We start from the raw sequence: 12,072 nt of genomic DNA, 5'->3' as shown, positions 1-12,072 counted from the left end.
GTAACAGCAGCGCGTGACGAGAATCACGTCTTATTTCAAGGCGTTGGCGCCACTTACGATTTCCGTCAGTTCGTTGGTAATACCAGCCTGGCGGACTTTATTGTAGGTAACAGTCAGTTTTTCGATCAGCTCACCGGCGTTGTCCGTAGCCGACGTCATGGCCGTCATGCGGGCACCGAGTTCACTGGCAGCTGACTGAAGGAGACTGTTGTAGATAAACAGATCTAAGTACTGGGGCAGCAAAGAATCGAGGACCTGGGATGCATCGGGAGCAAACAAGTACTCTTCCCGCGGCCCCTGGTCACCGGCCTGTTCTTCCTGAGAAATAGGCAGCATCTTCACGATTTTTGCTTCCTGGGACAAGGCCGTTTTGAAGTGCGTATAGATGACATAGACTTCATCGACTTCGCCGTCGAGGAACTTCTGCGTCGCCAAATGGGCGATTTCCTGGGCATTGATGAGCTGCGGCTTATCCGAAAAACCGGACCATTTTTCTTCCGGCGTAATATGCAGGTGCTTTAAGTACTCTGCCGGTTTGCGGCCGGAGACGAAAAGGACCGACGCACTGCGCGGCTTATCCTTTAAGACGGATACCATGGTCTTGTTGATGTTGGCGTTGAAGGCACCGGCCAGGCCCTTATCGGCCCCGATGATGATATAGCACGTCTTCTTGACGTCATCGCGGGACTGGAACAAAGGGTTCCCGGAATCGGGGGATGCCGCCGACAAGCGGCGCAGCATGCCTTCCATTTTTTCGGTATACGGGGCAGTAGCCAGTGCCCGTTCCTGTGCACGGCGCAGTCGCACGGAAGAGACCATCTTCATGGCCTTGGTGATCTGCTGAGTATTGGTAACGGATTTAATCCGTCGATTTATTTCGCGTGCACTCGGCATAGCTTATTCCTCCTCTTTAACCAGTTCGTGAGAAGTACCGTACTGCTTGAGGTATTCCGCAATGGCTTTCTTGAGGGTTTCTTCTGCATCTTTGCCGAGTTCCTTCGTCGATTTAATGCTTTCACCGACTTCCGGATAGTTGCTGTGCATGAAGGTAACGAAGCCGTCTGCAAATTCGGCAACTTCGTCAACCTGGACAGGCATCAGGTAGTTCTTAACGGCCAAATAAATCTGCATGACCTGATCTTCAACGGCCATCGGCTTATACTGCGGCTGAATGAGGAGCTGCATCGTCCGTTCACCGGCGTCGATCTGGGCTTTCGTGTTCTTATCGAGGTCGGAGCCGAACTGAGCAAAAGCTGCCAATTCGCGGTACTGGGCCAGGTTCAAACGGAGCGTACCGGCAATGCTCTTCATGGCCTTGATCTGAGCCGAACCGCCGACACGGGATACGGAGAGGCCGACGTTGATAGCCGGACGGATCCCGGAGTTGAAGGCTTCTGTTTCGAGGAAGATCTGGCCGTCGGTAATGGAAATGACGTTGGTCGGAATATAGGCCGACAAGTCACCGGCCAAGGTTTCGATGATCGGCAGGGCCGTAATCGAGCCGCCGCCCAATTCATCGGACAGTTTAGCCGCCCGTTCGAGCAGACGGGAATGTAAGTAGAATACGTCGCCGGGATACGCTTCACGTCCTGGCGGACGACGGAGAAGCAAACTCATGGCGCGGTATGCCTGGGCGTGTTTGGACAAATCGTCGTATACGCAGAGGCAGTCTTTGCCCTGGAGCATGAAGTATTCGGCAATGGATACGCCGGAATACGGAGCAAGATACTGGAGCGGAGCCCCGTCGGAGGCCGTTGCGGCAACGACGATGGTATAGGCCATAGCGCCGTGTTCTTCGAGGGTCCGTACGACGCGGGCAACGGTCGACGATTTCTGACCGATGGCGACGTAGACACAGATGACGCCCGTATCCTTCTGATTCAAGATTGTATCGATGGCAATGGCCGTCTTGCCCGTGCCACGGTCACCGATGATGAGTTCACGCTGGCCACGGCCGATAGGGACCATGGAGTCGATGGCTTTCAGACCCGTCTGGAGCGGTACCTTGACCGGCTGGCGGTCGGCAATACCGTAGGCCTTGACTTCGATCAGGCGAGATTCCGTCGTCTTGATGTCCCCCTTGCCGTCAATGGCCATCCCTAAGGGATTGACGACGCGGCCGATCATGTTTTCGCCGACAGGAACACGCATAACGCGGCCTGTACGACGGACGGTGTCGCCTTCTTTAATGAGGGCGTCATCGCCGAGCAGTACGGCGCCGACGTTATCTTCTTCCAAGTTCAGGGCCATGCCGTAAACGCCGTGCGGCAGTTCCAGCAATTCCCCGGACATGGCTTTTTCCAAACCGTAAATGTGGGCAATGCCGTCCCCGACTTCCAAGACGGTACCGACGTCATCGACGTTCATTTCCACATTATAATCTTCGATTTGTTTCTTGATTATAGCCGTAATTTCTTCTGGCTTCATATTCATTATTCGTCCGTCACCCCATTCGTCGCGTCAGCCTGGAGCAGGCTATTCTGCATATCCTGCAGATGCCGCTTAAGGCTGCCGTCTATTAATTTATCGCCAATTTGGATGACCATGCCGCCGATAAGCGACGGATCGACGTAGTACAGCGGTTCTATCTGCTGTCCCGTCATGGCTTCCAGGCTGGCTACGAGCTTGGTCTGTTCTTTCTTGGACAGCGGCTTGACGACGCGGATTTTGGCCACTTCGATGTTCTGAGCCTTACGGGCCAAATCGATAAACCCGTCAATGCCCAAAACCAAAGCCGCTTCACGGCGCCGGTCGATCATGACATACATGAACTGCATGACCATCGGCGACACGCTGTCCCCAAAAATCTTTTTCAATGTGTCCTTTTTGGACTGCGGCGGTACGAGGGGATGATTCAGGAATTTCCATAAATCGGGATTTTCCTGAAACGTATCCCGTACGCCTTTTAATTCTGTTCCGAACTCGGTAAGCTTCTTCTGTTCGCTGGCAATGTCAAACATAGCCTGGCTGTATTTGCTGTAGATCGTTTCGGGTATCATAAGATCAGTTCCCCTTTACGCGCTGCGTCTGGATCTGGTCAATGCAGTCGGCTACGAGTTTTGCGTTCATATCGGAATCGATATTCTTCTTGAGCAGTTTTTCTGCCACAGCCATCGACAGATTGACTACTTCCTTACGCATTTCCCGGATAGCCGCTTCCCGTTCATTGGCGATTTCAGCCTGGGCAATCTGTTTTTCCCGGGCGATCTGATCGCGAATGGCTTCGAGCTGGGCCTGTGCTTCTTTATCGGCCTGCTTTACCGCTTTGTCGACGATGGCCTGCGCTTCTGCACGGGCATCGCGGATCTGAGCTTCATAATCGGCTCTCATCTTTTCAGCCGTTTCCTTGGCTTTCGCGGCATCGCTGAGATCGGAGGCAATCTTATTGCGGCGGTCTTCCAGCACTTTGAGCAGCGGTTTGTAAGCGAACTTCGCCAAAATAGCAACTAAGACGAAGAAGTTGATAAACTGGAACAGCAAGGTACCATTAATACTAACCAATGTACTTCCCTCCCCGGCTGTATAGTAGAATCATTCAGATTAAAGCAGGCTGACGAACGGATTGGCGAAGACCAATACGATGGAGATGACAGCTGCGATAATCGGCATGGATTCGATCAAGCCGATGGAGATAAGCATGTTGACCAAGAGTTTGCCGCCCATTTCAGGCTGACGAGCCGTACCTTCGAGCATTTTCGATGCGGCATGACCGTCACCGATAGCAGCGCCGAGAGCTGCCAAACCAATACCCAAGCATGCACCAAAAGCGGACAATGCCAATACGATAGCTTTTTCCATAATAAATAACCTCCTAGTTTCTGTGAATAAGATGAAAATTTCAGTGTAAAACAGTATCCGGCACGATTAGTCGTCTGCAAAAGACGGAGCCAGATAAGACGTGGTCAGGATCGTAAAGATAAATGCCTGAATGAGACCGATGACCAGGCTGAACACCAGCCAGATGATCGGAATGCCGATAGGCACGAGGAAGTACAGGACTTCCAACAAAATTTCCCCGGCCAGGATATTGCCAAATAGACGGAAGGCCAACGTTAAGGGTTTGGTAATTTCTTCCATCAGATTGATGATAACAAATGGCGCAAAGGGTTTAAAGAAGCTCTTGAAATGTTTTTTGAACCCCTGGTTCTTCAAGGCCATAAAATGGACCATAAAAGAAGATACCAGTGCCAGGGCGACAGTCGTATTCAAGTCATTCGTCGGCGAAGCCAGGATTTCCGGATTCGGAATCATGCCCAATTCGTTGGCGAACAGGATGAATAAGAACATGGTCAATAAGACCGATACGACTTGGCCGTATTTCGGTCCCAACGTTTCCCTGAACTGATCGAGGAGGGATTCGATGACCATTTCCATGGCATTCTGCAGGCCCGACGGGACGAGGGAACGTCCCCTTGTGGCAGAGACGGTGACGATGATAACCAGCGCTGCAACGAGCCAGGTCATCATCAGCGTATCCAGGTTCACATTCAGACCCAGAATCTGAACGACCACATGATGCCCTGCATGTAATTCCATACGCAATACCTCCTTTCCTTTACCGTCTGAAGCGTGCGGTCAACACATCTGCAAAGATCAGGACGCGGTATGAAAAGATACCGGCCACGGCAGCTCCCAGTGAAATGGACGGGAACTGCAGGATCACGATGACGGCCAGGCAGACGAAAATCAGCCGGAACACGGCACCGCCGCGGATGAATGCCGCCGCCTGCTCGGGCGGCAGTTTCAAGGCCCGTACCGAACGGCTGCTGAGCATGAAAAAATAGACGATGTTCAAGCCGCTGCCGATACACCAGCCACTTATGTACTGCCACCACCCGCCCAGTAAGAGCACGGCGGCGACGATACATGTAAAACCAATGAGTTTGCAAATTGTTGCCTTCACATAGGTGTAAAAAGCTTCCATAGACTATCCTCCGCGGTTCTCATCGGCTCGATGACGATCCATTCCGGCGGGATTCATCCCGTTCATAGGACAAGGCTTTTTTGTAAAGCGTCCAGAACCCGGAAACGGCACCGATCAGGGAAAAGAGGATCAATCCCCACGGCGATGTGCCCGTATAGACATCGATAAAACGGCCGATGGCGACGCCGACGCAGATGCAGACAAAGAGCGACAGACCGAGAGATGCGGCAATGGCAACGATGTCTAAAAGCCTCATAGAAGCCCCTTTGTCACTGTGAGAATCATTCTTTTTTCTCATAGCACACACACTCCTGCTCAGGCGATAGCAGTCTTTCCATAACCGCGCTGCGCATAGAAAACCTACGTTTAGCCGCGATTATTGCTTATTTTAGCACGGAAAAACAGGAAAATCAACACAAGATGAAAGAAAAAGCGAGTATATAACTAAAAACTATTCTCAATATAACTGAAGCTTATTTTAACGGCAGAAGTCGTCAGGAACGGCTTCCTTGCCGGCAAAAACATGGAGAATGGCTTCGACGATGCGCCGCGATGCCTGGCCGTCGCCATAAGGATTTATGGCGTTGCTCATGGCGTCATAAGCGGCCTTATCGGTCAAAAGGCGCTTCGTTTCGGCATAGACGACGTCTTTATGCGTGCCGATGAGGCGGACCGTCCCGGCTTCCACGGCTTCCGGCCGTTCCGTCGTATTGCGCAGGACCAGAACCGGTTTTCCCAGAGACGGCGCTTCTTCCTGGATACCGCCGGAATCGGTCAGTACCAGATAGCTGAGGCTCATGAGGTTGGCAAAGGGTTCATATTCCATGGGATCGATGAGATGGATCCGGTCGATGCCGGACAGTTCATCTTCGACGACCTTGCGGACTTTCGGGTTGCGGTGGACGGGAAAGACGATTTCCGTATCGGGAATCTCTTCGATGATGCGGCGCAGGGCCTTATAGATATGGCGCATGGGCTCGCCGAGGTTTTCCCGACGGTGCGTCGTCAAGAGGATGACTCGATGGTGCTTGAAGTCCACCGATTTCAATTGGTCGCCGAAGTCATAGTCGCCGGCAACGGTCGTCATCAAAGCGTCGATGACGGTATTCCCCGTTACGTAAATCTGAGACGGATCTATATTTTCACGGACGAGGTTGGCCCGTGCCGTCGAGGTCGGGGCAAAATGAATGGCCGCAATGGCCCCGGTGAGCTTGCGGTTCATTTCTTCCGGGAACGGCGAATATATATCCCCTGTCCGCAGGCCGGCTTCGACGTGGCCGACGGGGATCTGCTGATAATAGGACGCCAGGGCCCCGGCAAAGGTCGTCGTCGTATCGCCGTGGACGAGGACCAGATCCGGCTGTTCTTTGGCCAGGACATCCTTGAGACCCAGGAGCGACTTCGTCGTAATATCGTATAAGGTCTGGCCCTTGGCCATGATGTCCAGGTCGTAATCCGGCGTAATCCGGAACAACTCCAGGACCTGGTCGAGCATCTGGCGATGCTGGGCCGTGACGGCAACGACCGTCTGAATGCTGTCGGCATGTTTCTGTAATTCCTTGACGACCGGTGCCATTTTAATCGCCTCCGGCCGCGTGCCGAATACAGTCATTACCTTAATCATAATACAAATTCCTCCTTATATGACGAACCGATTCTTCCCGTCATGATTTGCGGGTCGAATCGGTCGTTGATTTACGCAGTATGCCGATGCGCTTTGCCGAGTAGATGATAACGGCAAGAACGACCAAGACAGTCACGATCCCCGTCTGATAGCTTACGTTGGCTACGAAGAGGGCGACGATGCCTAACATCATGCTGACAAAATACATGATCAGTACGGCTTGCTTCTGTGTCATACCCAGGGCCAGGAGACGATGGTGCAGATGACCCTTATCCGGCTGAAATATGGGAACGCCGCTCATCCGGCGTCGGATGATGGCGAAGGTCGTATCGAGAATGGGAAGGCCTAAGGCGATGATGGGCACGACCAGTGCCACCGTCGCCGCCGTCTTGACCAGGCCGAGAACGGCCGAGACAGCCAGGGTATATCCGAGAAGCATACTCCCCGTATCGCCCATGAAGATTTTGGCAGGGTTAAAGTTGTACTGCAAAAATCCCAAGGCTGCACCGGCCATGGACACGATGATGAGGGCCGGCAGGAATTGATTGAGGTTTACCGCCAAGAGGAACATCGAAATCGAGGCGATGAAGGCTACGCCGGCAGCCAGCCCGTCCAGACCGTCGATGAGGTTCACCGTATTGGTAAAGCCGATGATCCAGAAAATCGTCACCGGAATGGCAATGACTTCCGGCAGGACCAGGATATCTCCGAAAGGATTGGTCAGCCATTCGATCTGAATGCCGAAGGCCACGGGAATACAGGCCGCTGCAATCTGGCCGACGAGCTTGACCCGGGCCGGGATGTTGCAGATATCGTCCCAAATGCCGATGGCGACGATGGCCGTACAGCCGAGGAGCATGCCGATGAGTTCGTGGTGCAGGGGCACGCAGAACAAGACGGCCGCCATAAAGCCGATATAAATAGCCAGCCCGCCGAGCCGCGGGATGACATGAGTATGTACCTTTCTTGCATTGGGCCGGTCCACGGCGCCAACCTTGATGGCCACCTTCTTGACGCCCGGCGTCAAAAGATAGGAAACGACCAAGGCAATGATAAAGGGTACAACATATTGGAGCACAACACACGCCTACTTTCCGTTAATCTATCATCAGTTGGTCAGACTGCGCATGGGCGCCGGAATACGGCCGCCGCGGGCAATGAATTCATCTGACTTATATTTATTGACATTGATAATCGGGCAATGGCCGAGAAGGCCGCCAAACTCGACGTTATCGCCGACGCCCTTGCCCGGTACGGGGATGACGCGGACGGCCGTCGTCTTGTTGTTGATCATGCCGATGGCTGCTTCATCGGCGATGATGGCCGAAATGGTCGACGCCGGTGTATCGCCGGGAATGGCGATCATATCGAGGCCGACAGAGCAGACGCAGGTCATGGCTTCGAGCTTTTCAAGGCTCAGGCTGCCGCGGCCGACGGCTTCGAGCATGCCCTTGTCTTCGCTGACCGGGATGAAGGCGCCTGACAGGCCGCCGACGCGGGATGAAGCCATGAGACCGCCCTTCTTGACGGCGTCATTTAAAAGCGCCAGGGCTGCCGTCGTACCGCAGGCCCCGCAGCTTTCAAGGCCCATTTCTTCAAGAATGGAAGCCACACTGTCACCGACAGCCGGTGTCGGTGCCAAGGATAAGTCGATGATGCCAAAGGGCATATTGAGGCGTTTCGACGCTTCCATGGCGACCAATTGGCCGACACGGGTAATCTTAAAGGCCGTCTTCTTAATCGTTTCGGCGACGACATCAAAGGGTTCGCCCTTCACGTTTTCCAGGGCTACTTTTACGACGCCCGGGCCGCTGACGCCGACGCTGATACAGGAATCGCCGTTGGTGACGCCGTGGAAGGCGCCGGCCATGAAGGGATTGTCTTCTACCGCATTGGAGAAGACGACCAGTTTGGCACAGCCTAAGGCATCCTGTTCCTTCGTCCGTTCGGCCAAATCCTTAAAGACCCGCCCCATTTCAGCGACGGCATCCATGTTGATGCCGGCCTTCGTCGAGCCGACGGCGACAGAGCTGCAGACGAGATCGGTCACAGCCAGGCTTTCGGCGATGGAATCGATGAGGATCCGGTCGCCCTTACTCATGCCCCGTTCGACGAGGGCCGAAAAGCCGCCGATGAAGTTGATACCGATCGTCTTGGCCGCCTTATCAAGGGTCCGGGCGATATCGACATAACTCGTCATATCGCTGGCCCCGGCGACGAGGCTGATGGGCGTCACAGACACGCGCTTATTGATGATGGGCACGCCGTATTCGCGGGAAATGGCTTCCCCCGTCTCTACCAGGTGCTCGCCGTAGCGCGTGATTTTATCGTAAATGTTGCTGCACAACGTCTTGCCGTCACTGGCACAGCAGTCGAGGAGACTGATGCCCATGGTAATCGTCCGGACGTCAAGGTTGTTCTTTTGAATCATTTGATTCGTTTCAAGTACGTCATGGATTGTCAGCATATTCCCTCTCCTTAGCCCACACGATGCATGGCATCAAAAATAGCCTGGTTCTGGGCTCTGATTTCGACACCGAGGGTTTCACCCTTCTGCTTGAGCAAATCCTGAAGAGTATCTAAATCAATATCTGCAGGGTCCATATCAACAATCATGGCCATGTTGAAAATGCCATCTAAAATAACCTGATTAATGGTCAGTATATTTACCTTATGTTCCGCCATGATCTGACTGACGGCGGCGATGATACCCGTACGGTCCACGCCGACTACCGTGATTACAACTTTCACAGCTGCCCACCCCTTTGAGTTAGATTCTACGCTCCCCATTATAGCACAGGTAACGCAGTAAATGCCACTTTCGGCCCATGAAAAGGCCTTATGATACGAAAATCGAGTAAATCATTTCGATTTGAAAGAAACTTTCTATGCATCCAAAGCCTTGCGGATGAGGGACTTCCCTTCTTCAAGAAGCTTTCCGGCCTGTTCCTGGGAGACGAAGCTTTCGGCATAGAGCTTATACATGTCTTCCGTTCCCGACGGGCGGGCTGCGACCCAGCCGTCATCGGTCGTAATCTTGACGCCGCCGATAGCCGAATTGCCGTAAGGCGAACGGGACAGGACGGCCGTAATGGGACTGCCGCAGAGATTCTTTTCGGTTACATCCTTTTCCGTAAGCGAGCTGATCTTGTCCTTTTCTTCCAGCGTCGCCGGCGCATCGCTGCGCACGGTGTAGGGCCGGCCCAGTTCTTCACAGAGTCCTTCATAGTAAGCCGCCGGCGATTTTCCCGTAACGGCGTAGATTTCCGCTGCCAAGAGGCAGAGAATGATGCCGTCCTTGTCCGTCGTCCAGACGCTGCCGTCTTTAGCGATAAAGGAAGCACCGGCACTTTCTTCGCCGGAAAAGGCGATTTTCCCGTCTTCATAGAGGGGGCCGAAATACTTAAAGCCAACGGGGACTTCATAGAGAGGTACGTCGAGTTTTTTCGCCGCCCGAGCCAGCATATCCGTCGTAACGACGGTTTTAGCGATGCCCAGACCGTCGAAATGGCGATGGGTCATGAGGTAGTGCGCGGCGACGGTCAAAAAGGCGTTGGCCGTAATCATGCCGTCCGTGCCGCAGACGATGCCGAAACGGTCATAGTCGGGGTCATTGGCCAAAATGAGGCGATAATCGGCAGCCTGACCGGTAACGGCCGACATGACGTAGGCCGACGAGCAGTCCATGCGGACCTTGCCGTCATGGTCGTAATTCATAAAGGTGAACTGCGGATCGTACGTATCGTTAACAAAAGACAGGTTCAAATGGTAGCGTTCGGAAATACGGTGCCAGTAATTCATGCCCGAACCGCCGAGAGCATTGACCAAAATGGGAAGTCCGGCATCGCGGATGGCTTCCATGTCAAGGATGGACGCCAATTCAGCGACATATAAGCCCTTATAGTCATAAGGGACGACAAAATCACCCTGGGACGCTTCTTCATAGGAAATGGCCTTGACATCCTGATTATGACCTGCAAGAATGCGATTGGCTTCGGCTTCAATAGCCTTGGTCATGTCAGAACCTGCCGGTCCTCCCGTCGTCGGGTTGTACTTAATGCCGCCGTGTTCCGGAGGATTATGGGACGGCGTGAGGATCAGTCCGTCGGCTAAGTTTTCCTTACGGTGGTCATTAAAGCGCAGGATAGCCCTTGAAACAGACGGCGTCGGGACAAAATCGACGTCAGCGTCGACGTAGGCCGTAACCTTATTGGCCGAGAGGACCGACAAGACCGTTTCGAAAGCCAATTTCGATAAATAATGGGTGTCGGACCCGACGAACAACGGTCCGTCGGCACCAAAGTCGTGGCGGAAATTACAAACGGCCTGGGTAATGGCCGCAACGTGGTCTGCCGTAAAACTGCCGCTGCCGGCCTGACCGCGATGGCCTGACGTTCCGAAGCGCACCTGTTGATGGGGATCAGAGGCGTCAGGATGAATCGAATGATACGCCTTGGTCATGGCGTCCAAGTCGATGTAGTCTTCCGGTCTTACTTTCGTTCCTGCTAATTCATGTACTGCCATACTATCACCTGCTTTATTATTTTGACAAGGATTCAACGATTTTATACAATAAGAAAGAGTGCTGCCAATATCCTTGCGGATACTGTCATCACAGCATCTCATCGCGGCAATTCGTTTGTTTTCATTATAACAAAAAACGCATCATTATCCTAGATAAAAATGGCTTATCATCGAGGATATCTGAAAAAGAAAGGTGGTTTCTATGACAAAGTTTATCTCTTGGAATGTCAACGGTCTGCGGGCCGTCATGAAAAAAGGATTCTTAGATACATTTAACGACCTCGACGCCGACCTGTTCTGCCTGCAGGAAACGAAGCTCCAAGAAGGCCAGATCGACATCGACCTTCCGGGCTACGAACAGTATTGGAACTACGCCGACCGCAAGGGCTACAGCGGCACGGCCATCTTCACCCGCATCAAGCCCCTGTCCGTCCGTTACGGCATGGATAAGGACGAACACAATCACGAAGGGCGTTTGATTACCCTCGAGTTTGACGACTACTTCTTCGTCACCTGCTACACCCCCAATTCGCAAAGCGAACTGGCCCGCCTGCCCTACCGCATGCAGTGGGAAGACGACTTTAAGGAGTACCTCCTGTCCCTCCATCAGGAAAAACCGGTCATCGTCTGCGGAGACCTCAACGTCGCCCACCAGGAAATCGACCTCAAGAACCCCAAGACGAACCGCAAGAACGCCGGCTTCTCCGATGAAGAACGGCAGAAGATGACCGACCTTCTGGCTGCCGGCTTCACCGACACGTGGCGTCACTTCTACCCTGATAAAGAAGGCGTCTATTCGTGGTGGAGCTACCGCTTTAGAGCCCGCCAGAACAACGCCGGATGGCGCATCGACTACTTCCTGACGACGACCGACCTCGACGACCGCTTAGAATCGGCTTCTATTTACACCGACATCCTCGGCAGCGACCACTGCCCTGTCGGCCTCACTTTAAAATAAAACATATATTATAGCAAAAATGAGGCTCCTTGTCAAATGTTG

Annotated in this window: 14 protein-coding genes; 1 reads left to right on the top strand and 13 read right to left on the bottom strand. The window is 53.2% G+C overall.

What is annotated here, in order from left to right; translation table 11 throughout:
• Positions 1-30: 30 nt before the first annotated feature.
• The 13 genes from atpG to A0U42_RS04795 all read right to left on the bottom strand — a co-directional run bounded on the left by atpG (position 31) and on the right by A0U42_RS04795 (position 11,072).
• Positions 31-894: an ATP synthase F1 subunit gamma gene (gene atpG / locus A0U42_RS04855; RefSeq protein ID WP_044503962.1), complete on the bottom strand. Its 864-nt coding sequence runs from the start codon at positions 892-894 to the stop codon at positions 31-33.
• A gap of 3 nt (positions 895-897) precedes the next feature.
• Positions 898-2,433, bottom strand: a complete 1,536-nt coding sequence (gene atpA, locus A0U42_RS04850; protein WP_065360088.1) for a F0F1 ATP synthase subunit alpha — start codon at positions 2,431-2,433, stop codon at positions 898-900.
• A complete protein-coding gene (locus A0U42_RS04845; protein WP_065360087.1) occupies positions 2,433-2,999 on the bottom strand; it encodes a F0F1 ATP synthase subunit delta in 567 nt (188 codons plus the stop codon). The genes atpA and A0U42_RS04845 overlap by 1 nt, the downstream gene beginning before the upstream one ends.
• A gap of 4 nt (positions 3,000-3,003) precedes the next feature.
• Complete coding sequence (gene atpF / locus A0U42_RS04840) at positions 3,004-3,501, bottom strand: F0F1 ATP synthase subunit B (protein WP_044503965.1); 498 nt, start codon at positions 3,499-3,501, stop codon at positions 3,004-3,006.
• A 39-nt stretch (positions 3,502-3,540) separates the two neighbouring features.
• Entirely contained in the window at positions 3,541-3,798 is a 258-nt protein-coding gene (gene atpE, locus A0U42_RS04835; RefSeq protein WP_044503966.1) for a F0F1 ATP synthase subunit C, read from the bottom strand.
• A 66-nt stretch (positions 3,799-3,864) separates the two neighbouring features.
• Positions 3,865-4,536 (bottom strand): F0F1 ATP synthase subunit A, encoded by a 672-nt coding sequence (gene atpB / locus A0U42_RS04830; RefSeq protein WP_065360086.1) that lies wholly within the window; start codon positions 4,534-4,536, stop codon positions 3,865-3,867.
• A 19-nt stretch (positions 4,537-4,555) separates the two neighbouring features.
• Positions 4,556-4,924: an ATP synthase subunit I gene (locus A0U42_RS04825; protein WP_044503968.1), complete on the bottom strand. Its 369-nt coding sequence runs from the start codon at positions 4,922-4,924 to the stop codon at positions 4,556-4,558.
• A gap of 19 nt (positions 4,925-4,943) precedes the next feature.
• Positions 4,944-5,222: an AtpZ/AtpI family protein gene (locus tag A0U42_RS04820; RefSeq protein ID WP_065360085.1), complete on the bottom strand. Its 279-nt coding sequence runs from the start codon at positions 5,220-5,222 to the stop codon at positions 4,944-4,946.
• A gap of 180 nt (positions 5,223-5,402) precedes the next feature.
• Entirely contained in the window at positions 5,403-6,548 is a 1,146-nt protein-coding gene (gene wecB / locus A0U42_RS04815) for a non-hydrolyzing UDP-N-acetylglucosamine 2-epimerase (RefSeq protein ID WP_065360084.1), read from the bottom strand.
• A gap of 40 nt (positions 6,549-6,588) precedes the next feature.
• On the bottom strand, positions 6,589-7,626 hold the full coding sequence (locus A0U42_RS04810) for a glycosyltransferase family 4 protein (protein WP_065360083.1): 1,038 nt from the start codon (positions 7,624-7,626) through the stop codon (positions 6,589-6,591).
• Positions 7,627-7,656: 30 nt separating this feature from the next.
• A complete protein-coding gene (locus A0U42_RS04805) occupies positions 7,657-9,015 on the bottom strand; it encodes a PFL family protein (RefSeq protein ID WP_044503972.1) in 1,359 nt (452 codons plus the stop codon).
• An 11-nt stretch (positions 9,016-9,026) separates the two neighbouring features.
• On the bottom strand, positions 9,027-9,299 hold the full coding sequence (locus A0U42_RS04800) for an ACT domain-containing protein (protein ID WP_044503973.1): 273 nt from the start codon (positions 9,297-9,299) through the stop codon (positions 9,027-9,029).
• Positions 9,300-9,434: 135 nt separating this feature from the next.
• Positions 9,435-11,072: a phosphoglucomutase gene (locus A0U42_RS04795; protein ID WP_065360082.1), complete on the bottom strand. Its 1,638-nt coding sequence runs from the start codon at positions 11,070-11,072 to the stop codon at positions 9,435-9,437.
• 202 nt (positions 11,073-11,274) lie between these two features.
• Between A0U42_RS04795 and A0U42_RS04790 the strand changes: the two genes are divergently transcribed.
• Entirely contained in the window at positions 11,275-12,030 is a 756-nt protein-coding gene (locus A0U42_RS04790; protein WP_044503975.1) for an exodeoxyribonuclease III, read from the top strand.
• Positions 12,031-12,072: the final 42 nt, after the last annotated feature.

The sequence above is a fragment of the Megasphaera sp. DISK 18 genome, from assembly GCF_001682955.1.
Classification (GTDB): Bacteria; Bacillota; Negativicutes; order Veillonellales; family Megasphaeraceae; genus Megasphaera; species Megasphaera massiliensis.
The sequence above is the reverse complement of the archived record's forward strand: the minus strand, read 5'-3'. Positions and strand labels throughout refer to the sequence as shown.